Genomic DNA, 23,044 nt, shown 5'->3' with positions numbered 1-23,044 from the left:
CCCATGATGCAAACTCCGAAAATCGGTGCGCTTGCGGTCGTCATTCATGACGGGCACGTCCTTCTGGTTCAGCGCAGCAAGCAACCGGATAAGGGGCTATGGGGCTTTCCCGGCGGCCATGTGGAATGGGGCGAAACCGTCCTGCAGGCAGCACAGCGGGAACTGCGCGAAGAAACCTCGGTGATTGCCGAGCCGTTGCGGTATCTGGACAATCTGGACCTGTTGCGCCGCGACGCTCATGGCGCGGTTCTGTCTCATTACCTGTTGGTTGGCGTGGCCTGCCAGTATCAGACCGGGCAACCGGTTGCAGGGGATGACGCAATGGATGCACGCTGGTTCCCACTGGACTTGATCCGACAAGGCGCACTGCCCATGAGTGACCGGGTCACAAACCTGTTGGAAACCGCACTACGTCAGGGCTAGGCGGTGCGTCCTTTGAGACGGGCGTACAACAGGCCCGACAAAACAATGCTCACCACCAGAATCACCGTGGCGCCGGCAGTAAAAGCTCCAAACCCCATCCGCAGGATTGAGGGGCCCTCTAGCCCGGCATAAAGCCCCGAAACAAGGCCCGGTGGAGACCCGGTCACCGCAGGCCAGATCATCGTCAACGCAAACCAGAGCATCAAGGCAAACCCGGTGACAACAAGCGCCCCCTGCACCACACGATCAGGCGCCCGAATTGCGCGACGCATGGCCGTCATTGGCCGCGACAGATCGTTCAGGATCCCCAGCAGGGCAGGAACGAGTAGCAATACTAGCACCATCCCAAACGCCAACCCATAGACCAGCGTGATCACAGTCGGTTTGAGGAACTGTGCCTGCTGCGATCCTTCGTACAACAGTGGGGTCAGGCCCAGAACCGTGGTCAGCGTCGTCAGCATTACTGGCCGCAATCTGTCCGATGTCCCCTCGACGATGGAGGGCATCAGCCCACGAGTCTGCTGATACTCGTCAATCGTCGTCACCAGAACAATCGAGTCGTTGATGATGATTCCGGTCATCCCAAGCAGGCCAACGACCGTGAACATGCTGAGCGGAACCTCCCAGATATAATGACCCCAAATGGTTCCGACCAAACCAAACGGAATGATCGCCATCACCACCAATGGTCGGGTCCAACTGGCAAAGACCCAGGCCAGCACCAGATAGATGCCCGTCAGGCACAGGATCAGACCGGTACGGGCTTCGGACAGAAACTCTTCTTCCTGCTCGCTCAGACCTGCCATGGTCCACTCGACCTGACGTGTGGCTGCGATATTGGGCAGAATTTCCTCGCTCATCGCACGGGCGATCTCGGCCGCGCGTGTTGGATCATCCTCGGAGATATCGCCATAGACCGAAATCACCCGCAGCCCGTTTTCACGCCGCACGGTCGAGAATCCGGATTTACGCTGAACCGAAACGATATCGGCCAACGGGACATAGACTCCATCGGGCGTGCGCATCAGTGTGCGTTCCAGGAAATCGGCGGTCAGTTCTCCTTCAGGCAATTCAACCCGGATCTCGGCACTGCGCGGGCCATCAGGAAAGGTCGCGGCCTCGATCCCGTTCAGACGGTCCCGCAGCACCCGGCCCAATGTTTCGATCCGAAAGCCCAGCGCCTGTCCCTGCGCGGTCAGATCCAAAATGTATTCTTCCTTGTCATAGGCCAGATTGTCTTCCAGCGCTGAAACCTCAGGGTATTTCGAAAGCGCGACCTGCAAGTCCTCGGAAGCCGTTTTAAGCGTGTTCACATCGGCGCCGTAGAGCTGCACGTCAATCGCATCTCCTCCCGGACCAGACCGCCAGCCCCTGAAGCTGAGCAGCTCAAGTTTGGGATGGCTTGGCGCCATTTCCTGCAACTCTCCGACAAACTCGAAGCTCGAATAGGGGCGCAGGTCGGCATCTATCAACTCGATCGAAATCCCGCCCAGCAAATCCGTGTCCTTGCCATCCGCTGCCGAAAGTGCACGGCCCGCGGATCCCCCGATCTCGGCCAGCACGTAATCAATGGGGTTGCGCCCGTGCCGCTCTTCATAGCGTTGGCCAAGCGCCTCTACCGAGGTCTGTAGTTGGTGCATCATGGCCAACGTATCCGCGCGGCCTGCGCCCTCGGCCATGATAAAATTGCCTGTAACCGATCCACGCTCGGGCGCATTGAAGAACCGCCAGTTCACGTCCCCGCGGATGAACAGGGAAATCTGGCTGGCCAGAATGACGATCATCGCCGACACCACCACATAGCGTGCCCAGATTACCCAGGCGATCAGCGGTCGGAACAGCGTATCGCGCACCCAGCGAAACCCCTTGTTCACCACACGGTTCGGCAGGTCATACCAATGTTCCTTGGCAGAGTGCGCAATCGCGTGGGCCATATGGTTGGGCAGGATCAGAAAGCATTCGATCAGCGAAGCGATCAATACCGCTATCACCGTGAAGGGGATATCGCGGATTAACTCTCCGAAACGTCCACCAATCGCAGTCAGGCCAAAAAAGGCAATAACCGTGGTCAGCGTCGCAGCAAAGACCGGCATCGCCATGCGACGTGCGGCGCGTTCGGCGGCCACCATTGGTGGCTCACCCAGCCGTCGCGCGCGAAAATCGGCATGTTCACCCACAACGATGGCGTCATCCACGACAATACCCAGAGTGATAATCAAGCCGAACAACGACACCATGTTGATCGACAGGCCACCAATATACATGAACGCAATCGCCGCCGACATTGCCACCGGAATACCCGCGGCAACCCAAAAGGCAATCCGCGCATTCAGAAACAGAAACAGAAGGCAGACCACAAGACCCAGCCCAACCAGCCCGTTATCGACCAGAATATCCAGCCGGTCGGTGATCGCTTGCGCCCGTGTCCGGATCAGCTCGGCCTTTACGCCCTCGGGCAGGCTGGCTTGCATCTGCGAGACGACATCTTCGACCGTGTGTTGAATTTCAATCGCGTCCCCCAGATTTGACCGGTCCACACGGACGGACATTGCCGGGTTCTTGCCAACAAAATAGCTGCGGTTTCGGGTAACCCCCTCGATCCGGATCTGCGCCACATCACCGATCAACAGCTTTGAGCCATCGGTGAAATTGCGCAGCGTAATCCCTTCGATCTCTTCCGGGCTGCGCTTTTCGGTGCCCGTGCGAATGCGCGCATTGGCCCCTGTCACATCCCCTGCCGGATTGGCGTTGACCTCGGCAGCGATGGCTAAGGCGATCTCGGATAGGGTGATGTCGTTGGCGATCAGCTGTGCTGTGGGCACCTCGACTACAACGCGCGGCGCGGCGAGGCCCCGGATCGTGGTGCGGGTCACGCCAACAGCGAACAAACGGTTGATCAGCTCATCGGTGAACTTGGCCAGCTGTTCAGGATCGACAGGGCCGGTGACGACAACATCCGTGACGCGATCGCGCCAGGCACCGCGTCGGATGGTCGGCTCATCAGCGTCGTCTGGCAGGTTGGTGACACTGTCGACCGCTGTTCTGACCTCTTCGACCGCGCGAGACATATCCCAGTTCGGCTCGAACTCCATCCGGATCTGGGCTGTGCCCTCGCGCGAAGTCGAAGAGGTGCTGGATACGCCTTCAACGGCCAGAAGGGCCGGCTCCAACAACTGAACGATGCCATTATCGACATCTTCAGGGCCAGCTCCATCCCAGCTAACGCTGACATCCACCCGTTCAAGGATCACATCGGGAAAGAACTGCGCCCGCATATTCGGGATGGCCGCCGCGCCCAGCACCAGCATAACTAGCAGTAGCAGGTTGGCGACCGTCCTGTGACGCGTGAAATAGCTGAGTATCCCCCCAGCCGCGCCGGGAATTTCGCGCATCATCGCGCCTAACCTCCGGCTCGGTTTTCAATGCTGCGCACCAACGACGCGGGAACCTTGGCTTCGCCCAGTTGGCCCAGCACGCGGGCTTTGACATCTTGAGGCAATGCATCACTGGCTTCGACCTGCGCCACCAGCTGGGCACGCTGTTCCTCGGACAGCTCGACCATATCCGTCTGGCCCCCTGCGCTGGCCTCATCCCGCAGCGGCCTGACCCGGACACCGGCCCCAAGCAGAGGCGTTCGACCAATGACAACCTCGCGACTTTCCAACCCCCGCCCGCGCAGCAGCACCTCATCACCCTGACGGCGGATCAACTGCACTGGTAGAACCTCAAGCCGGTCATCCTTGCCCAGAATCAGAACCGTCCCTGCTGAATCCAGAACCGAGGACGGCAGGCGCACCACGTTCTCAAGCGGCTGTTCCTGAACCGAGACTGTCACGAAATCACCGGGCTTGAATCCCGAAGTATCCTCGAGCAAGGCATAAAGCAGGCGACCGGTTTGCCCTTCTCCGGCCGAGCCGCTATCGCGGCTTATGCGGCCCTGTGCCGCAAGATCTGCTCCTGTGACCTCTAGCGATACAGTGACCGGGGAATTGATCAGATCCCCTTCAGCATCCAGCAGGCGCACGAATTGCGCGGTCGAGACGCGAAAGGCCACCTCAAGTGCCTTAGGATCAACCAATTCGGCCAGTTTTTCGTTGGCCGAGACCAGGCGACCCTCGACCAAAGTTACGTCGGTCAATGTGCCCCCGAACCGGGCACGGATGGTCATGTCTTCCAAATCACGTTCGGCGGCGGCCAGTGCGATACGGGCACGCGACAGCAACGTCGTCGCCTGATCGACGCGCGATTCCGCCTGTGCCAGCGCGATCCTCCGGGCCAAAACAGATTGCTGTGCCGATGCCTCGGCCAGTTCCGCCTCTTCCACGGATGCCGCCGCGCCCACTCCCCGGCTTTTCAAGTCTTTTTGACGCTGCAGGGCACGGCCCCGCAATTCGGCCTGCGCCTCGGCCGAGTTCAGCTCATCCTGCGCCAGCAGCAGCGACCGTTCGGCATCGCGTTCCTCAAACTGGGCATCCAGCAGGTCCGACTTGGCGCGATCCAACGCCGATTGTGCATCCGCCGGATCAAGCTCGACCAGAACCTCTCCTGCAGTGACGGCACCGCCATCTTCGAAATCTTCGGACAAGGTAATCACACGGCCACCAAGCGCTGCACGCAGTTCCAGGCGGCGGCGGCTTTGCACCTCGCCAAATGCTTCAAGATAAGGCGTTACGGTTTCCACTTCGGCATTCCGGACAGTAACCGCAAAAATGCGCTCCCGCGCCTGCGGAGCGGCATCCTCGCGCGTCAGAACATCCTGCACTGCACCCGCGATCATCTGAACCGCCACAAACAAGAGTGCCAACGTCAAGGACGTCAGGAAAACTCCGGCAAGGCTCTGCCTCAGAAAGCGCATTTACTATCACCCCGTTCGCATCAGGCTAGCATTTCAGAAGGTAGCTTTGCCCCGAAAAATGCCAAGCCACAAAGCGGTAATACACATTTGAACGTGTAACCAGCTTACTTCCGTCGCAGATGTTCGTCCAATCTGGGCATAATTTCCACGAAATTGCAGGGCCGGTGACGATAATCGAACTGTTTTAGCAATATTCCATCCCAGGCATCCTTGCAGGCACCGGGGCTGCCGGGCAATGCAAACAGATAGGTGCCCCCGGCGACGCCACCTGTGGCGCGCGACTGGACGGCAGAGGTGCCGATCTTTTGCATCGACAGGATTGTAAAAACCGTACCGAACGCGTCGATTTCCTTCTCGTAGACATCCCGATGCGCCTCGACCGTAACGTCGCGCCCTGTCAGGCCGGTACCCCCGGTCGAGATGACGGCATCTATTTCAGGATCTGCGATCCACACGCGCAGCTGTTCTGCAATCTGGGCGCGCTCATCCGGAAGGATCTTGCGGTCCGCGACCAAATGGCCCGCCGCCTGAATCCGATCCACCAAAGTCTGTCCCGATCGGTCCTCGGGCAGCGTCCGCGTATCCGAGACAGTGAGGACGGCGATCCGAACTGGAATGAATTTTTTGCTTTCGTCGATGCGTGACATATGACGTCAGGCCCTTTCCATAATCGCAAGCCGAATGGCGAGCGCCGTAAAAATCCCTCCGGTCACCCGGCCCATGAAACGCGAGGCACGCGGGTTCGAGACCAAGACTCGGCCCGCGCCACCGGCAAACATGCCGACCATCCCGTTCACCACAAAGCCGCCCACCGCGATGATAAGGCCAAGGGTCAGGAACTGCGGCAAGATTGGCCCCAAGGTCGGGTCCACAAATTGCGGGATGAAGGCCAGCACGAACAGGATGACCTTTGGATTGGTGAGATTGACCAGCAGCCCATCACGAAACGCAAGTTTCCCGCTATGTGCCGGTGCCTCGGCCGGCACGGCACCGTTTTGGATCGAACGCCAGGCCAGATACAGCAGATAGGCCACCCCCAACCAACGGATCACATCAAACAGCCAGGGCAGCGTCGATACCACCGCGCCAAACCCAAGCCCGGCCAGCAGGACATGCACCATCGACCCTGCAGAAATACCGGCGCTGGCCGCAAGCGCGGGCCGTGCGCCTTTGCGAAGGCCCTGCCCAAAGCAGAACATCATATCAGCTCCGGGTGTGAGGTTCAGAGCGAGCGCAGCCGGGATAAACGCCAGAAGGGTTACAGTTTCGATCATCAATGCAGCTCAAACCAATTTGGTCTGGGCCCCAGATTGGCCACCTGGGTGCGCCCGATTGCCCCGCGATACCCCCAGCTGTCATGGATATGGCCATGCAGAGAAAGCTGCGGCTGCACCCGCTCGATCGCGTCGCGCACCGCGACCGAACCGACGGCGCCGCCCATCGACGTGACATCGCCATGCCCTTTGGGCGGAGAATGCGTAATCAGAATATCGGCAGCGTCGCACCGATCCAGCAACTCGGCGGCCTCGGCCTCGGTCAGATCGCAGGACCAACCGCCAAAAGGCGTCACCGGCACACCATATCCCAGACCAAACAGGCGCACCCCGTCCACAGTCATCCCGGTGCCGTGCAGCACGTGGACACCTTCGGGCACAGCCGCTGTCAGCTCTTGGATGCTTTCGGCATTGCCGGGGGTTAGAACCAGAGGGGCCGAAATGCCCGCAAGCATCTCCATTGCCTGATCCAGCCCTTGCCGCATATTGCAGAAATCACCAGCACCGATCACCAGATCCGCCTCGGCGCTGGCGGCAACCAATTCGACCGCCCGGCTGCGCGCCATATGCAGGTCGGAAAAGGCCAGGATGCGCATCACTTGCCCTCCAGCCGGGCCTTCAACTCCAACAGATCTGCCCAGGCCTGCCGTTTCATTGGCGGTTGCCGCAGCAAGTAAGCAGGGTGAAACATCGGGATGACCGGCAGCCCCCAAGCCTGATCCCACTGGCCGCGCAACCGACTTATACCGCGTTTGCCCAGCACCGCCTGACAGCTGATATTGCCCATCACGACCAGAACCTCGGGCTTGGCCAATGCGACGTGGCGCTCCAGAAACGGCTTCATCATGCCGATCTCTTCGGGCTTGGGATCCCGGTTCTGCGGGGGCCGCCAGGGCAGAACATTGGTGATATAGACGTTTTCGGCACGGTTCAGCTCAATCGCGGACAACATCCTGTCCAGCAACTGCCCGGCCCGGCCAACAAAAGGCTTGCCCTCACGGTCTTCATCCCGGCCCGGAGCCTCGCCGATGATCATCACCCGGGCGCCCGGCGTCCCGTCGGCAAACACCAACTGGCGCGCGCCACGTTTCAAATCGCAATGATCAAACGCATCCATCGCAGCGCGCAACTGGTCCAGCGATCCAGCAGTCTTGGCGACTGAATCGGCAATCGCCAACGCATCGACCGGTTTGGGCTTTTCCGGCGCCGTTTGTACCGCTGTGGGCTTTTTGGATTTGGGCGCAGTGTCGGGCAACGCATAGCGGTCCACCGGGGCATCCCCGATCGCATCCGTCGCGCCGAGTTCAATCTGCCAATCCAGCAGAGCCCGCGCTGTGTGATAATCCAAAGCCGATTCCATAACGCTCAATCTAACCTCCTTTTGACCGAGGGAAAGCGAATTGGCCTTGATTGCGCGCTCGGTCGCACCGACCATTGGGGCAATCATGCTGATCCTGTTTCGAATCCTCTCAATTTGGGCGCTGCTGGCCTTGGCCAGTGGGCCGGTTTCGGCGCAGCTGTTTGACCGTAACGACCAGTGCCGCGCGGGGCAGTTCGCCTGTGGCAGCCGGTGCTGTTCCGGTGGGCAAAGATGCAGTTTCGACAATCATTGCATCCCGCTGGGCGGCACCTATTGCGGCGGCGGCCGCAGCTGCGGCCCGTTCGAGCGCTGCGTGGCAGGCGGTCTACGCTGCGCACCCAAAGGGGCCAACGCATGCACCACGCGTCTGGACTGCCCCGGCGACAGCTTTTGCAACGCGCGCGGGGAATGCCAGCGAAACACCCCTGAATTCGACCCGAATTCAGCAACCGACGGCAGCCCCATCACCTGTGAGGACGGGCTGACCTGTGCGGCCGGATCATCCTGCCTGCCAGGCGGAGGATGCGCACAGCCCGGTTGGTTCTTGTGCGAGAAAACCGGATCACAATGCCGCCCCGGATTCAAATGTTCGAACCATCAAGGATGTGTGCCGGTTAAGGCGATCGACTGCGGCTATGGCAAATGGTGCAAACCCGGCGAACAGTGCTTGCCCGAGGGGGGGTGCGAGAAACTGCCCTAACGCCTTGATCCCAAGGTTGCCTTGCGCGGCGCGGCTTTCTATAAGCGGGCCGATTGTCAGACAGGAGTCCGCCCATGCGTTTCGCCCATCGTCACCTTCTTGGCATCGAGCACCTGTCCCAATCCGATATTACCGCCATTCTTGATCTGGCCGAGACCTATGTCGAGATGAACCGGCAACCGAACAAGCACTCGGATGTGCTGGCGGGGCTGACGCAAATCAACATGTTCTTTGAGAACTCGACCCGTACTCAGGCCAGTTTCGAACTGGCAGGTAAGCGGCTGGGTGCGGATGTGATGAATATGGCAATGCAGGCCAGCTCGATCAAAAAGGGTGAGACGCTGATCGACACGGCGATGACGCTGAACGCAATGCATCCCGACCTTCTGGTGGTGCGGCACCCGCATTCCGGCGCAGTTGATCTGTTGGCGCAAAAGGTGAATTGCGCCGTACTGAACGCAGGCGACGGGCGGCATGAGCACCCGACACAGGCGCTGCTGGATGCGTTGACCATTCGCCGCGCCAAGGGTCGCCTGCACCGGTTGAACATCGCGATCTGCGGCGACGTCGCCCATTCCCGCGTGGCGCGGTCGAACTTGATCCTGCTCGGCAAGATGGAAAACCGCATTCGCCTGATCGGCCCGCCAACGCTGGTCCCCAGCCAATTTGCCGAGTTTGGAGCCGAGATCTATGACGATATGAACGAAGGCCTTCAAGACGTCGATGTCGTGATGATGCTGCGCCTTCAGAGAGAGCGGATGGATGGCGGGTTCATCCCCTCGGAACGTGAATACTATCATCGCTACGGGCTGGATGCCGCCAAACTGGCGCAGGCCAAACCCGATGCCATTGTAATGCATCCCGGCCCAATGAACCGCGGGGTCGAGATTGACGGAACGCTAGCCGATGATATCAACCGCTCGGTCATTCAGGAGCAGGTTGAGATGGGTGTCGCCGTCCGCATGGCTGCGATGGAACTGCTGGCCCGCAATCTGCGCGAGGCCGCATGAGCGATCTGGTCGTCGCATCCCATGAACACGGCGTTATCCGCCTGTTCGCACTCGACATGCGCCCGGAAGAGGCCAAGTTTCTGCGCGAACCCGGAGCCGCCGATCAGATTCTAGGGGTAGCGGGGCTGGATCCCGAACAGGTTGACGTCTTTCCCGTCTCGGACCTCGAAGACCTTGGCCTCTATGGCTATCTGACCGAGGGCTGCGACGTGTCCGCAGATCAGCTGGACCGCACAGCGCTGGATGCGATTGACGGCTGGGTTCTGGTAGTCCGCAGCGCCGCATTTCGCGGTCGTGCAGCCGCTTTGCGCCCCGACCGCAGGCTGCGCCTGATCGGCCTGTACACCGAAGAAGCAACAAGCTGGGCAGGTGGCCGAATTGAGACGGAAAGCGCGAAACCGTATTCGGCGCCGCAATCCGCACCGCAAAATGACAGGCCGCGTCGCATGGGCTCTGCGGTTCTGGCGCTGCTGATCCTTCTGGTTATCGGAGGTGCCCTATGGCTGATCCTGTGACTTTTCCACCCGACAAAGGGGCCTATATCCGCACCAACACGTGGATGGCAGCCGCGGCTATGGCAGGGGCCATGATCATCCTTTGGCTGATCGGTAATCCCTATGTGTGGACCGGCGCGCCTGCGGGCCTTGCTGCAATCGGCATTCGTGCGTGGTATCTGGCCTCAGAAGAGCTGACGGCCGCATGGGAAATGACAGACACTACTCTGACCGGCCCTGGCCCGCGCAAAGTGGCGCTGAACCAGATCGAGGCTGTCAAAACCATGGGTAGCTTTGTTCAAATCGTTACAAAAGGCGGGGACAAGCACCTGATCAAGTATCAGGCAGATCCCGCCGCTACCAAAACCGCTATTGAAAGGGCCATGGCATGAGCAATCTGATCTTCACCAACGCCCGCCTGATCGACCCCGAAACTGGCGCGGACGCACCGGGATGGGTGCATGTGGCTGATGGCCGTATCGTGGCCAAGGGCGAAGGTGCGGCCCCGTCGATTGACGCGCAGGTCATCGACTGCGGCGGGCATTGCCTGGCACCGGGCATCGTCGATCTCGGCGTCAAGGTTTGCGAGCCGGGCGAGCGGCACAAGGAAAGCTATAAATCCGCAGGCCTGGCGGCGGCGGCAGGGGGTGTGACCACGATCGTGACGCGCCCCGATACCTTACCCGCCGTGGACACGCCGGAAACGCTGGAATTTGCGACCCGGCGCGCACAGGCGGATGCCCCGGTCAACGTGCTGCCCATGGCGGCCCTGACCAAAGGGCGCGAGGGGCGCGAGATGACCGAGATCGGATTTCTGCTGGATGCCGGTGCCGTCGCCTTTACCGACTGTGATCATGTCATTGCAGATACCAAAGTGTTCACCCGCGCGCTGACCTATGCGAAATCCTGCGGTGCGCTGGTGATCGCCCACCCTCAGGAACCGGGGCTGAGCGCTGGCGCCGCCGCCACCAGCGGCAAATTCGCCGCCTTGCGCGGGTTGCCCGCCGTTTCCCCAATGGCCGAGCGTATGGGGCTGGACCGCGACATTGCGTTGCTGGAAATGACCGGTGCGGCCTATCACGCCGATCAGATTACCACCGCCCGCGCCCTGCCCGCGCTGGAACGGGCCAAGCGGAACGGGCTGGACATCACTGCTGGCACCTCGATCCACCATCTGACGCTGAATGAGCTGGACGTGGCCGACTATCGCACCTTCTTCAAGGTCAAACCTCCGCTGCGGTCGGAAGATGACCGGCGGGCTGTCATCGAAGCGGTGCGGGCAGGTCTGATCGACACGATCAGTTCCATGCACACGCCACAGGACGAAGAAAGCAAACGCCTCCCGTTTGAAGAGGCGGCCTCGGGCGCGGTGGCGCTGGAGACGTTGCTGCCTGCGGCTTTGCGCCTGTACCATTCTGATCAACTGGACTTGCCGACTCTGTTCCGCGCGATGGCTCTGAACCCAGCTAAACGACTGGGTCTGGACAGCGGTCGCTTGTCTGAGGGCGCGCCGGCCGACCTGGTTCTGTTCGACCCGGATGTGCCCTTTGTGCTGGACCGGTTCACGCTTAGATCCAAATCGCAGAATACGCCATTTGACGGCCAGAGGATGCAAGGTAAGGTCACCGCAACCTTTGTGGCAGGCCAAGAAGTATACCGGAGACCCTGATGCCCCTGATCGACAGTACGATGACCCAGCTGATCCTCTGGGCCGCGATTGGATACCTGATGGGGTCGATCCCCTTTGGCATGATCATCGCCAAGGTGATGGGACTGGGAAATCTGCGCGATATCGGGTCGGGCAATATTGGGGCGACCAATGTACTTCGCACCGGCAACAAGGCCGCCGCCGCGCTGACTCTGATCTTTGACGCCGGGAAAGGGGCCGCTGCCGTCTTGCTCGCCCGTGCCATGGCCGGGGAAGACGCCGTACAGGTCGCCGCATTGGCCGCGTTTCTGGGCCACTGTTTTCCAGTCTGGTTGGGCTTCAAAGGTGGCAAGGGTGTCGCGACCTTTCTGGGCCTCTGGCTAGCGCTTGACTGGGGCGTGGGCATTGCCTGCTGCATAACTTGGCTGGTGGCCGCTGCCATCTGGCGGATTTCGTCGCTTGGGGCCCTTGCAGCAGCGTCCCTGTCTACAACCTGGGTCATGGTTTTGAGTGACGGGTCGACGTTTATTCTGGGAATCGTCCTGACATTGCTTGTGTACTGGCGCCATGCCGCCAATATCTCGCGCATCAAAGCTGGCACCGAACCCAGGATCGGGTCCAAGACCTGATATCCGCCTGAGTTAATTGGTTCTTGATCGAATCATTTCTATCTGTAATTTCTGTCATTACAGAAATTACTGGATACAATCATGCACCTTACTGAATCCATGCGCGACTTTATCCTCCATTGGGGGGAAATGGGTACCAAGTGGGGTGTGAACCGCTCGGTCGCGCAAATCCACGCGCTATTGCACATCTCGCCCGAACCGATGACTGCAGATGAGATCTGTGAAACGCTCGGGCTGGCCCGCTCGAACGTCTCGACCGGGCTGAAGGAACTGCAAGGCTGGAAGCTGATCAAAGCCAGCCGAAACCTGGGTGACCGGCGCGATCACTTTCATTCGATCCGGGACATGTTTGACCTGACCAAAGCTGTGGTTGAAGGCCGCCGCGAACGTGAATATGCGCCCACTCTGGCCGCGCTGCGTATCGTTGCCCAAGAGGCTCAGAATGACGGCACCTCGCCCAAAGTGCGCCAGCGGATTGATGAGACGCTAGAGACCATGCAAATGTTCGACGACTGGTATGTCGATGTGAACCGTCTACCTCGCCGCGTTCAACTGGCAATCGTCAAACTTGGCGGACGCATCGCCCGGCTGCTGCCAAAGGGACAAGGAGACAAGTCGCCCTAAAAATTTTGCCTCCAAATTTCTCTCGATACAGAAATCTCAGAATATGATGTAAGAAGGAGCATGACATGATCCAGCCCAAACGCCCGCCCGAACGCGCCCCGAAAGGCATCCAATGGGCCGACCTGGTTCCCCTGAACCGCTGGGACAAGATCAAGGAACTGATGCTGCCGCTGCCCTGGCTGCTGCTGTCTCTGACGCTCTACAGCACTGCCCTCTGGCCACTTGGTGCTATGGCCAGCTTTCTGTTCTTTCTGTGCGCCCTGCGCCTGAACCACGAAGCGATCCATGGCAATCTCGGGCTGTCGCGGCGGCAGGATTCCTTGGTGATGCATGTGCTCAGCGCGCTTATGTTGGGTTCTAACCACGCTTTCTGCCAATGCCACCTGCTGCATCACAAACACGCCATGGGTCCGGGCGATTGCGAGGGGAATTGCGGGCACATGACCCTGGCGCAGGTCTTGGTATACGGACCCCGGTTTCCCTTCGACATCAACCGTGCGGCCTGGCGGGTCGCCAACGTCAAGGCCCGTCGCCGCATCCTGATCGACTGGGGGCTGGTGCTTGCCGTGATCGCCACTGCTGTGCTGAGCGGATCGCAAACCCTGCTACTGCACGTGGCTGCGATGAGCACAGCCCAATGCCTTGCCGCCCTGTTTGCGGTCTGGATAACCCATCAGGGCACGCATGACAGTGGCGTTGCCGCGCGCAGTCAGCGCGGGGTGCTGGCGCGGCTGGCCTATCTGATGTTCTACCACCGCGAACACCATCTGTTCCCGAAGGTTCCTGTCAGCCGGTTGCCCGTTCTTGCGGATCGGCTGGAACGTTCGGTTGCGGGATATGCCGCAAGTCGCAAGCCGGTCATCGGCTGGCTGGAACCCCGCCGGTTCCGGGTTGAACCCTAATCCTTGCTGGTACGCGCACCCAAGGATCCTGAGCGGAAACGCACAGGATCCGTTTGCCAGCACACAATCACCTTTAGTTGTTTTGAACGTGATCAATACGCTGCCCACTTCGGGGTCGTGGCGGCCAATTACCGACCGCACGGAACAAAACAATCAGGGTTGCCCAGACTCAATTACGGAATCCCCCGGCAGTCCGATTCACGAAAGGTGAAAACAATGAACAAGATCAAATCCCTTATCGGCGGCGTCGCGCTGTCTGTTGCCATCGCAAGCTCAACCCTGGCTGCAGGCGTCGAACTGAACGCAAGTTCGACCGGTCTGGCGCTGCAGGGCTATGACCCGGTCGCTTACTTCACCGCTGGCGAAGCCACCAAGGGCGATTACCGCATCACTGCGCTGCACAACGAAGCCTTGTACCGCTTTGCCTCGGAAGAAAACAAAGTCGCGTTTGAAGAAAACCCCGAAGCCTACCTGCCCGCCTATGGTGGCTATTGCGCATTCGGCACCGCGATGGGCTTCAAGTTTGACGGCGACCCGAACTACTGGAGAATCGTCGACAACAAGCTGTACCTGAATCTGTCCGCAGATATTCAGGAACGCTGGGAAGGCGACATCCCCGGCTTTAACAAGAGCGCCGACACCAACTGGAAAGATATCGCCGACAAGAGCCCGGCCGAGTTGCAGGCGCAATAATCCGCCTAAGAAAAACACCGGATCGGCGGCAGTTCACCCTGCCGCCGATTGTCATTTGAAACCGCCATTTTTCACCCTAGTTGTTCAAGCAGGAACGAGCCCAAAAAACGTGGGCCAGTGCCCCGAAGCGGCGGCACAGAAATCAGGTACGGAAACAGCCAAAAGACAGCGATCCGGTCGTCAGACCGGGCCCTGGCAATACCACGTACAAATGAGCAGCACAGGTTTGCTGAAGACCAATTCGAAAGAAAGGTTAACAGAATGACAGGTAGATTTTTTATTGCGGCCTTTATCGCCTCTATTGCGGCCGGAGGCGCCTCGGCGCAATCCTCGGGCAACTGGACGGGCTTTTACGGCGGCCTTCAGGTCGGCTATGCCGATATCGACACCAATGTTTCGGGCGTCGACGGTGATGGCGCGATTGGCGGTATCGTGTTGGGATATGATTATGATCTGGGGGATTGGGTTGTCGGTGGCGGCTTTGACTATGACTGGACCAGCATTGAACTGACCCCCGGCGTCGAGGTCGAAGACGTTTGGCGCCTGAAAGCACGCGCCGGATACAAAGTGACTCCGGTGGGGCTGCTATATGGTATCGGGGGCTATGCCGAGGCGAGCACGGACAATCTTGGCAGTGACGATGGTTGGTTCATCGGCGCTGGGTATGAACAGATTGTCGCCCCCAATGTCAGCGTTGGAGGCGAAATCCTGTATCACGAATTCAACGATTTCGATTCGACCGGAATTGATGTGGACGCGACCACAATCCAGGCCCGTGCAACCTACCGGTTCTAAGGAAACAGTGACGGAACCCGGCACAAACGCCGGGTTCCTTTCATTTACAGTTCAAGAACTGTGCTGCCTGTGGTTTGGCGCGCCTCAAGTGCGCGATGGGCCTCGGCCACCTGATCCAGCGGGAACCTCTGATCAATGTGGATTTTGACCTCGCCGCCTTCGACCTTGTTGAACAGGCGCCGCGCCATGGCCTGACAGACCGCGTGGTCCGAAATATGTGTGAAGAGCGTTGGCCGCGTTATCTTGAGCGATCCTTTCTTGGCCAGAATGCCAATGTCGATCAGAGGCACCGGGCCAGAGGCATTGCCGAACGAGATCATCATGCCAAGCGGTTTCAGGCTGTCGAGCGATCCGTCAAACGTGTCCGACCCGATGGAATCCATCACCGCGTCTACGCCTTTGCCCTTGGTGATCTGCGCGACGCGCTCGGCAAAGTTCTCGGTCCGGTAATTGATGCAATGCGCGGCACCATTGAACTGCGCCAAACTGCATTTTTCATCGGTTCCGGCAGTACCGATCAACGTGATCCCCTCGGATTTGGCCCATTGGCAGGCAATCAAGCCAACACCCCCGGCAGCTGCATGAAACAGCACGGTATCCCCGCGTTTCAGCGGTGTGGTGCGATGAAACAGATATTCGACTGTCATCCCCTTGAGCATCATCGCGGCCGCCGCATCAAAAGAAATTCCATCCGGAAGCGGGCACACCTGTGCGGCGGGCATGACCCGTGCCTCGCAATAGGCTCCGGGCGGAGAGGCAGCATAGGCCGCGCGCTGCCCGGGTTCCAGATGCGTTACACCTTCCCCGACGGCTTCGATCACGCCAGCGGCCTCCATGCCCAAAGCCTGAGGCAGATCCAGCGGATACAGCCCAGTGCGCTGATATACATCAATGAAATTCAGCCCGCAGGCATGATGACGAATATGAACCTCACCGGGGCCGGGTTCACCAAGTGGACGATCTTCGATCTTCAGAACCTCGGGGCCGCCGTGTTCATGGATGACGACGGTTCGTGCCGTTTTCTGCATGTTGTCCTCCTCTAGCCTCAGGACAAGCTAACATGCCTGTGACGCAGGGCAATCGACACGATTACGCGAGGCGCAACCCAAACGCGAAAATTTGTGCTATACTATGCCCAAGGCGTTGCTGGCTGGTCCGGCCAAAAGCAACAAGTCGCCGGATTGACCCCGCTGCGCAACATCGCAATGCAGGAGGGGACGGCAATGGACAAAACGATTGGCAATCCGATCACCTGGGCGGCACGGAACATAGGTGCAACCGGGGATCACCTAGCTGAAAATATCAGCCATATCGGCAGCGCGGATACACGACACCTGCCAGTGGTTCGTACGCTGACGATGGATGATCTTTGGGCCTGCCTGAGGGCAGGATACAGCGATTTTCTGGATACAAGGGCCGATGCGATATTCGTGGTGCTCATCTATCCGATCGCAGGTTTTCTGATGTTCGGAATTGGGCTGAACACAAACATGGTTCCACTGCTGGCACCGCTGGTTGGTGGTTTTGCGCTTGTGGGTCCGGTAGCCGCCCTTGGCCTGTACGAAATCAGCCGCAAACGAGAACAAGGTGGCGAGGCTGGATGGCTGGATGCGTTTGGCGTGTTCCGGTCCCCTTCCCTGGGTGCAATTCTGGCTTTGGCGTTTTACATGGTCATGCTGTTTCTGGTCTGGCTGATGGTCGCGCAGAGCATCTATGTTCAGACACTCGGCCCTGACCTGCCCGCGTCGCTGGGTGCCTTTCTAACCCAAGTGTTCACGACCGCCGCTGGATGGACCATGATCTTGTTCGGGAACGCTGTTGGGTTTCTGTTTGCCCTCGTCGCCCTGGCAATCAGCGTCGTCAGCTTTCCGCTGCTGCTGGACCGCAAAGTGGGCGTTCCGGTCGCCGTGGTGACATCCGTACGGGTGTTGCGTCACAATCCGGGCGTCATCCTGAGCTGGGGATTCATCGTTGCTGCGCTGCTGGTCATCGGAGCGATCCCGATGTTGCTGGGCCTGATCGTCGTGATGCCGGTACTGGGCCACGCCACCTGGCATCTCTATCGGCGTGCCGTGGCCTGAAACACAGCTTTATCCCGCAACTTTCATAACAATCTTGCCAATATGGCCAGAGCTTTCCATCCGGGCATGGGCCGCCGCCGCATCAGCCAGATCAAACTCACTATCCATGACAGGGGCAACTTTTCCCGCCTCGAGCAAAGGCCAGACCGCTTCGTGCAGATCCGAAGCGATTTTTGCCTTGGCCAGATCGCTTTGCGGGCGCAGGGTACTGCCAGTCAAGGTCAGCCGTTTGACCATCATAAGCGCAAAATTCAGCTCGACCACGGGCCCCTGAAGGAAGGCTATCTGCACCAGCCGCCCATCCTCGGCCAGCGCCTTGACGTTGCGTGGGATATAGTCGCCGCCCACCATGTCCAGTATCAGATTCGCCCCGCCCTCGGCCCGCATCGCGGCTACGAAATCCGCGTCACGGTAGTTGATCGCCTGTTCGGCACCCAGCTTTTCACAGGCCTCACATTTTTCAGCCGAGCCTGCAGTAGCAAAAACCCGCGCTCCAAAGGCGTTCGCCAGCTGAATCGCCGTTGTGCCGATACCACTGGAACCACCATGCACCAGAAACCGCTCACCGGCCTTCAGGCTGCCGCGCATAAAGACGTTGGACCAGACGGTAAAGAAGGTCTCTGGCAGGCAGGCGGCTTCTTTCAGGCCCATCCCCGCTGGCACCGGCAAACAATGTGCCGCAGGTGTGGCCACATATTCGGCATAGCCGCCGCCCGGCAGCAAAGCACAGACCTGATCGCCAACAGATAGGTCTTCGACCCCCGCCCCGACGGCCACGACCTCACCCGCGGCCTCAAGACCCGGCAGATCACTGGCACCCGGAGGTGGATTATAGGCACCGGCGCGCTGCAGAGCATCCGGGCGGTTCACCCCCGCATAGGCGACTTTGAGGATCACTTGACCGGCCAATGCATGGGGCATCGGGCGTTCTGTCAGTTGCAGAACATCCGGACCGCCGGGTTCGGTGATTTCAATGGCGCGCATCATCTGAGTCATGGGTAGATCTCCTTTGGCCAATGCCTAGCAGGCTGAAACGTCAAGGCCCAGTAGCAAGAGGACTACTTGCGCGGTGTCAGGAATCCGGGAAGCGTGCCGTGGGTTTTAGTCGGAGCCTTCACCTGCCCGGCCAGCCAATTCGGAACAGCAAGAAACGGTCTGAACAGAGGATTGTCCCTCACCTGCCCCTTAAGCTTTTCGAACTGCATGACATTGTCGATACGACGGTCCAGAAACTCCCACGTTTTCTGATTCCCGGGCGAATCGTCCCCCAACCAGAACAACAGGGTCGAGGAATAGACCCCCGACAATGTCGCCCGCTTGGTGTACCAGTTCACGTCGTCCGACGTATCTCCCAACGTGTCCCAGATCAGATCACAGGTTTGCCATACTGCCCTTGCGCCATCAGCCGCGTGGCTTGGCAGCGAAAACATGGTCATACCCCGGCGCACGAGTTCCTTATCCGGCACGGCCTGCAGCCGGAACCGGATGGCAGCGGCGATCCGGTCACGGAATTTGATATCGCCCAAATCCTCAGTTTTAAGGCGATCTGCCATCACTGCGTCCCCGCGCGCATGAAATGCCAACACCAGGTCAACGGCACCACGCGGACAAATCGCACGCACCAGAACGTCATCCATTCCACATTCTTCAATCGCCGCGCGAAAGCTGGTTTCCGACCAGCCATCGAAGGGAACATGTGTCAGCATCGCATCCAAAAGCTGCTGCTTGGCGTCTTCATAGGTGGTGGTCATGGCGGTTCTCCGGTTATCAGGACCAGTACTAGACAAGATAGAGGCGCTTTGCTATACGGCCAATTCCTGCAATTTCCTTGCAACTCTATCTAGAAAGGTGGTGACAACCACATGCAGGTTAGTGTTCGCGACAATAACGTCGATCAGGCGCTTCGTGCCCTGAAGAAAAAGCTGCAGCGCGAAGGCGTGTTCCGCGAAATGAAGCTTAAGCAACATTTCGAGAAACCGTCCGAGAAAAAAGCGCGCGAGAAAGCTGAAGCGATCCGCCGTGCCCGTAAACTGGCACGTAAGAAAGCACAGCGCGAAGGTTTGCTCTAAGCACCTTCCTCGTCCAGTTTTGGATGACACTATTTGACGACCCCCGAGGCATCGCCCGGGGGTTTGTCGTTTTCAGGGTGACGTTGCGCGCTTTTTCGCGACTGGCTGACGCAACCCAGCGTCAATGCGCGATAAATCGCGAACTCAGATTCAACTTCCGGTGGCGATCTGCCCACCAACCGCGAGCGGCACGATTGTGTCTTCTCGTCGCCAAGTTCTCGCCACTAATGTCCCGCCAAAATAACGCAATCTATTGGAGGCAGAATCATGTCAACGGCCAGCGATCTAGAACGGCAGATGCTCGCATTGATCAATGCAGAGCGGGCGAAGGCGGGCTTACAACCGGTCAAGCTTGAGCTTCGGCTGAACGCAGCGGCGGAAGATCACAGCGAGTGGATGCTGAACGTCGATAAGTTCAGCCATACCGGCGCCGGAGGGTCGCGACCATCGGACAGAATGGAAGATGCGGGCTTCGAATTCTCCGGAAGCTGGCGTGCAACTGAAAACATCGCATGGCAGAGTGTCCGCGGTGCGCCGGGGCTGTCGGATGACGTTCAGGATCTGCACAACAGCCTGATGAACAGTTCCGGCCATCGCGCGAATATTCTGGACGCCAACGTGACCGTTATCGGAATTGGGATTGAGGTCGGAAACTATGACGGCTGGAACGCCATCATGGTGACCCAGAACTTTGCACGGACTTCTGCGCCTTTGCAGCTTGATACCAGCAGTTCGGGTGGTTCCGGTGGTTCCACACCTCCACCGCCCTCGGGGCAGTTGGACGTCAGGGCTGGCAAGATCGGCACTGCTGCGGATGACTGGTTCGTTTTGAAATCCGGACAGTCTGGCCTTTTGGATGGGCGCGGCGGTGATGATACCCTGGTTGGTGGCGGCGGCCGAGATAAGCTGCTTGGCCGCTCCGGCGACGACACCCTGAACGGCGAAGGCGGAAATGACACTCTGGTTGGCGGAGCTGATAATGACGACCTGAATGGGGGTGATGGCAAAGACCTTCTGAAAGGCGGCTATGGCATTGACCAGCTGGACGGCGGCGCCGGAAACGATGTGCTTAAAGGCGGGCAGGACAACGACATTCTTATCGGTGGCGCTGGCAACGATAAATTGCTTGGTGGCAATGGCGCAGATGTCATGACCGGTGGCACCGGAGTGGATCAATTCTACTTCACCAAGGGCGCGGATACTGTGATGGACTTCACCGACGAGGATATCGTCAACCTCCGGCAGGCCAAGTCTATCGTTGGGTATAACGATCTGATGAAGAACCACATTTCGCAATCCGGAAATGACGTCATCATCGATGCCGGTAACGGCCACACCCTGACACTAGAAGATACCTTGTTATCGGACCTGGCCAGAGACGACTTTGTGTTCTGAAGGCCGGACAAGCGAAAACTAAAGCCACGCCCCCGGAATCCGGGGGCGTTTTTCGTGATCAGTAAATCTTGGGCACGTACAGCTCGTCCGGCAAAACACGCCGTTCGTATTCCGGATTATATTTGCGATCCGGGAGGTCGACTTTTTCCTGCGGTACATCCGTATAGGGGATCTTGGTCAGAAGATGCTCAATACAGTTCAGGCGCTCACGCTTTTTGTCGTTGCCTTCGACGATGTACCAGGGCGCCTCTCGGATGTTGGTACGGAACAGCATGTCCTCTTTGGCTTTGGTATAGGCCTCCCAGCGGATACGGGATTCCAGATCCATGGGGGACAGTTTCCACTGTTTCATAGGATCGTGAATCCGCATAAGGAATCGCAGCTGCTGTTCCTCATCCGTGATCGAGAACCAGTATTTCAGCAAGATGATCCCGGATCGAACCAACATCCGTTCGAATTCGGGAACGTCCTGAAAGAACTGATCAACCTGATCTTTGCTGGCAAACCCCATCACCCTTTCGACCCCGGCACGGTTATACCAGGACCGATCGAACAGAACGATCTCACCGGCGGCGGGCAGATGCGGGACGTAACGCTGGAAATACCACTGGCTCTGCTCACGACGACTGGGCGCCGGCAGAGCAACCACCCGGGCAACACGCGGATTCAGGCGCTGCGTAATCCGCTTAATCACCCCACCCTTGCCAGCACTGTCCCGGCCTTCAAACAGGATACAGACCTTGGCACCGGTATGTTGCACCCAGTCCTGCACCTTGATCAGTTCAGCCTGAAGTCGTAGCAAGTTACGGAAATAGACCTTGCGATCCAGCATGTCGGGATGCTGATCCTTGTAGATCTTCCTCACTTCCACCGACAGCATGGGCTCGCTGAATTCGATCTCAAAATCTTCGTCCAGCGCGTCTTCCAACTCGGCTTCGAGCCAGTCTTTTGGTGTATGGTTAAATTCGTCGGTCAAGGTCTGCTCCTTATCAATTAACGGGTCAGGACCCTATCAGGCGCGTGTAACCGCCTGATGTCATCACAGAGGTAGATGAAAGCCTTTTTCTAAGCTTATCTGCCGGGGTCAGCAAGATCACTGCCCCAGGAATTCGGAAACTTGGCATTTCCGCTCGGCTGGATCATTCAACCGCCAGAACCACCCCTACTTCAGTTTGTATGAAGCCTGTTAACACGACTTGCCAGCCCGAGTGTTCTGAGGGCATCAAAGCACAGGTCATTTCAGAGAGGGGCCGTGGCGCATTTCACATCTGTTCTGCCGGTTGTTTGGCCCTGGTTTATCCTGATCGCCGCGCAGATATGCGCTGTTTCGGGGAAATGGTCTTTGGGGTTCGTTCTGCTGACCTGTTTTGGCCTGATTGCTCTGACCTTGGGTCTGGTCACGCCCTTTGCCGCAGCTATTGCGTCAGCAGGTCTTGCCGGAGCGTTGATGCTACGCGGTTTGAACGGTGCGTTTTCCTTTGTTGGACATATCGCCTTGATCCTGTGGTGCCTGGCCATGGGCGCACATCTGGTTCCGGGCTTTCATAACCTTCTGGTACTGGACCGGGCTCATTCCGGTCCGGGCAGCACCGATTTCACGATGTACCTGAACCTGGACAAGCCTCTGATCCTGTTCGCCGTCCTTCTGGCCTGGCCACGCATGAATGATGGGGTAGCGTATATACGCAAATCGCCGCTGGCGGTCGGGCTGGTCGCATTGCCGGCCCTGTTTCTACTTGGCCTCTCAGTTGGTGCCATCCGGCCAGAGTTCACCCTTCCCCATTGGTGGATGATCTTTGCACTTTCCAACCTGTTTCTGACCTGCCTCACGGAAGAGGCCTTTTTCCGTGGCTATCTGCAATCAGCACTTTCCAAACGCCTGGGGGCTGCTGCGGGGATTGCTGCGGCCAGCCTGCTTTTCGGGCTTGCACATTTTGCAGGTGGACCTGCATTGGTTTTCTTTGCAGCCCTTCTTGGCGCGGCATGTGGCCTGGGATTTTACGCGACAGGACGTCTTTGGGTTCCGGTTCTGATGCATTTCGCCTTTAACGCGGCGCATCTGGTGATTTTCACCTATCCCGGCCCAGCCTAG

The 23,044-nt window shown here is 58.8% G+C and carries 25 protein-coding genes; 15 read left to right on the top strand and 10 right to left on the bottom strand.

The annotated features are described in order from the left end of the window. The first annotated feature begins 6 nt into the window (after positions 1-6). Positions 7-423, top strand: a complete 417-nt coding sequence (locus AC2FLG_RS10780; protein WP_496696497.1) for an NUDIX hydrolase — start codon at positions 7-9, stop codon at positions 421-423. Here the strand turns inward: AC2FLG_RS10780 and AC2FLG_RS10775 are convergent. The 6 genes from AC2FLG_RS10775 to AC2FLG_RS10750 form a co-directional block, all read right to left on the bottom strand. Further along, positions 420-3,818 carry an efflux RND transporter permease subunit gene (locus tag AC2FLG_RS10775; RefSeq protein WP_496706171.1) on the bottom strand — a complete coding sequence of 1,133 codons (3,399 nt, stop codon included), beginning with the start codon at positions 3,816-3,818 and terminating at the stop codon, positions 420-422. The two genes, AC2FLG_RS10780 and AC2FLG_RS10775, sit on opposite strands and share 4 nt — an antisense overlap. 5 nt (positions 3,819-3,823) lie before the next feature. Further along, a complete protein-coding gene (locus tag AC2FLG_RS10770) occupies positions 3,824-5,278 on the bottom strand; it encodes an efflux RND transporter periplasmic adaptor subunit (RefSeq protein WP_496706169.1) in 1,455 nt (484 codons plus the stop codon). A gap of 104 nt (positions 5,279-5,382) precedes the next feature. Beyond that, positions 5,383-5,925, bottom strand: a complete 543-nt coding sequence (gene moaB / locus AC2FLG_RS10765) for a molybdenum cofactor biosynthesis protein B (protein WP_281995252.1) — start codon at positions 5,923-5,925, stop codon at positions 5,383-5,385. Positions 5,926-5,931: 6 nt separating this feature from the next. Beyond that, positions 5,932-6,552, bottom strand: coding sequence for a LysE family translocator (locus AC2FLG_RS10760; RefSeq protein WP_496706166.1), 621 nt, complete (start codon positions 6,550-6,552; stop codon positions 5,932-5,934). Next, positions 6,552-7,148: a metallophosphoesterase family protein gene (locus AC2FLG_RS10755; RefSeq protein ID WP_496706164.1), complete on the bottom strand. Its 597-nt coding sequence runs from the start codon at positions 7,146-7,148 to the stop codon at positions 6,552-6,554. Before AC2FLG_RS10755 ends, AC2FLG_RS10760 begins: the two co-directional genes overlap by 1 nt. Next, a complete protein-coding gene (locus AC2FLG_RS10750) occupies positions 7,148-7,912 on the bottom strand; it encodes a uracil-DNA glycosylase (RefSeq protein WP_496706404.1) in 765 nt (254 codons plus the stop codon). Before AC2FLG_RS10750 ends, AC2FLG_RS10755 begins: the two co-directional genes overlap by 1 nt. A gap of 40 nt (positions 7,913-7,952) precedes the next feature. On the opposite strand from AC2FLG_RS10750, the gene AC2FLG_RS10745 reads away from it, so the two are divergent. The 10 genes from AC2FLG_RS10745 to AC2FLG_RS10700 all read left to right on the top strand — a co-directional run bounded on the left by AC2FLG_RS10745 (position 7,953) and on the right by AC2FLG_RS10700 (position 15,407). Beyond that, positions 7,953-8,612, top strand: coding sequence for a scavenger receptor class F, member 2 (locus AC2FLG_RS10745; protein ID WP_496706162.1), 660 nt, complete (start codon positions 7,953-7,955; stop codon positions 8,610-8,612). A 74-nt stretch (positions 8,613-8,686) separates the two neighbouring features. Next, a complete protein-coding gene (locus AC2FLG_RS10740) occupies positions 8,687-9,622 on the top strand; it encodes an aspartate carbamoyltransferase catalytic subunit (RefSeq protein ID WP_142635354.1) in 936 nt (311 codons plus the stop codon). Next, on the top strand, positions 9,619-10,137 hold the full coding sequence (locus tag AC2FLG_RS10735; protein ID WP_496706160.1) for a hypothetical protein: 519 nt from the start codon (positions 9,619-9,621) through the stop codon (positions 10,135-10,137). Before AC2FLG_RS10740 ends, AC2FLG_RS10735 begins: the two co-directional genes overlap by 4 nt. After that, positions 10,122-10,508, top strand: coding sequence for a hypothetical protein (locus AC2FLG_RS10730; protein ID WP_142635350.1), 387 nt, complete (start codon positions 10,122-10,124; stop codon positions 10,506-10,508). Before AC2FLG_RS10735 ends, AC2FLG_RS10730 begins: the two co-directional genes overlap by 16 nt. Further along, positions 10,505-11,785 (top strand): dihydroorotase, encoded by a 1,281-nt coding sequence (gene pyrC / locus AC2FLG_RS10725; RefSeq protein ID WP_496689060.1) that lies wholly within the window; start codon positions 10,505-10,507, stop codon positions 11,783-11,785. The genes AC2FLG_RS10730 and pyrC overlap by 4 nt, the downstream gene beginning before the upstream one ends. Continuing rightward, positions 11,785-12,393 (top strand): glycerol-3-phosphate 1-O-acyltransferase PlsY, encoded by a 609-nt coding sequence (plsY, locus tag AC2FLG_RS10720; RefSeq protein ID WP_142635346.1) that lies wholly within the window; start codon positions 11,785-11,787, stop codon positions 12,391-12,393. The genes pyrC and plsY overlap by 1 nt, the downstream gene beginning before the upstream one ends. Positions 12,394-12,474: 81 nt before the next feature. Continuing rightward, the gene (locus tag AC2FLG_RS10715) at positions 12,475-13,017 is read left to right on the top strand and encodes a GbsR/MarR family transcriptional regulator (RefSeq protein ID WP_496676669.1); all 543 of its coding nucleotides are present in this window, start codon (positions 12,475-12,477) and stop codon (positions 13,015-13,017) included. 65 nt (positions 13,018-13,082) lie between these two features. Continuing rightward, positions 13,083-13,919, top strand: a complete 837-nt coding sequence (locus AC2FLG_RS10710; RefSeq protein WP_496696516.1) for a fatty acid desaturase — start codon at positions 13,083-13,085, stop codon at positions 13,917-13,919. Between the two features lie 216 nt (positions 13,920-14,135). Beyond that, positions 14,136-14,612 carry a YHS domain-containing (seleno)protein gene (locus AC2FLG_RS10705; RefSeq protein ID WP_496693544.1) on the top strand — a complete coding sequence of 159 codons (477 nt, stop codon included), beginning with the start codon at positions 14,136-14,138 and terminating at the stop codon, positions 14,610-14,612. A 261-nt stretch (positions 14,613-14,873) separates the two neighbouring features. Further along, positions 14,874-15,407 carry an outer membrane protein gene (locus AC2FLG_RS10700; RefSeq protein WP_271948532.1) on the top strand — a complete coding sequence of 178 codons (534 nt, stop codon included), beginning with the start codon at positions 14,874-14,876 and terminating at the stop codon, positions 15,405-15,407. A gap of 44 nt (positions 15,408-15,451) precedes the next feature. On the opposite strand, the gene AC2FLG_RS10695 is transcribed toward AC2FLG_RS10700, so the two are convergent. Then, entirely contained in the window at positions 15,452-16,435 is a 984-nt protein-coding gene (locus AC2FLG_RS10695) for a quinone oxidoreductase family protein (protein WP_496706157.1), read from the bottom strand. Positions 16,436-16,630: 195 nt separating this feature from the next. Here AC2FLG_RS10695 and AC2FLG_RS10690 point away from each other — a divergent pair, with 195 nt between their 5' ends. Continuing rightward, positions 16,631-17,488 carry a DUF2189 domain-containing protein gene (locus tag AC2FLG_RS10690; protein ID WP_496689066.1) on the top strand — a complete coding sequence of 286 codons (858 nt, stop codon included), beginning with the start codon at positions 16,631-16,633 and terminating at the stop codon, positions 17,486-17,488. Positions 17,489-17,497: 9 nt separating this feature from the next. Here the strand turns inward: AC2FLG_RS10690 and AC2FLG_RS10685 are convergent, their stop codons facing one another. Next, positions 17,498-18,484 (bottom strand): NAD(P)H-quinone oxidoreductase, encoded by a 987-nt coding sequence (locus AC2FLG_RS10685; protein WP_496706155.1) that lies wholly within the window; start codon positions 18,482-18,484, stop codon positions 17,498-17,500. Positions 18,485-18,546: 62 nt separating this feature from the next. Beyond that, a complete protein-coding gene (locus AC2FLG_RS10680; RefSeq protein WP_496706153.1) occupies positions 18,547-19,239 on the bottom strand; it encodes a COQ9 family protein in 693 nt (230 codons plus the stop codon). A 111-nt stretch (positions 19,240-19,350) separates the two neighbouring features. On the opposite strand from AC2FLG_RS10680, the gene rpsU reads away from it, so the two are divergent. Together rpsU and AC2FLG_RS10670 are read left to right on the top strand one after the other, a co-directional pair. Next, entirely contained in the window at positions 19,351-19,557 is a 207-nt protein-coding gene (gene rpsU / locus AC2FLG_RS10675; RefSeq protein WP_005614280.1) for a 30S ribosomal protein S21, read from the top strand. A gap of 267 nt (positions 19,558-19,824) precedes the next feature. Next, positions 19,825-20,952 carry a CAP domain-containing protein gene (locus AC2FLG_RS10670; RefSeq protein ID WP_496706151.1) on the top strand — a complete coding sequence of 376 codons (1,128 nt, stop codon included), beginning with the start codon at positions 19,825-19,827 and terminating at the stop codon, positions 20,950-20,952. Between the two features lie 58 nt (positions 20,953-21,010). Here the strand turns inward: AC2FLG_RS10670 and ppk2 are convergent, their stop codons facing one another. Further along, the gene (gene ppk2, locus AC2FLG_RS10665; RefSeq protein ID WP_496706149.1) at positions 21,011-21,928 is read right to left on the bottom strand and encodes a polyphosphate kinase 2; all 918 of its coding nucleotides are present in this window, start codon (positions 21,926-21,928) and stop codon (positions 21,011-21,013) included. Between the two features lie 276 nt (positions 21,929-22,204). Here ppk2 and AC2FLG_RS10660 point away from each other — a divergent pair, with 276 nt between their 5' ends. Then, positions 22,205-23,044 carry a CPBP family intramembrane glutamic endopeptidase gene (locus tag AC2FLG_RS10660; RefSeq protein ID WP_496706147.1) on the top strand — a complete coding sequence of 280 codons (840 nt, stop codon included), beginning with the start codon at positions 22,205-22,207 and terminating at the stop codon, positions 23,042-23,044.

The sequence above is a fragment of the Ruegeria sp. CDSA193 genome, assembly GCF_059611885.1.
Note: the sequence above shows the minus strand (reverse complement) of the source record. Positions and strands in the feature narration are given on the sequence as shown.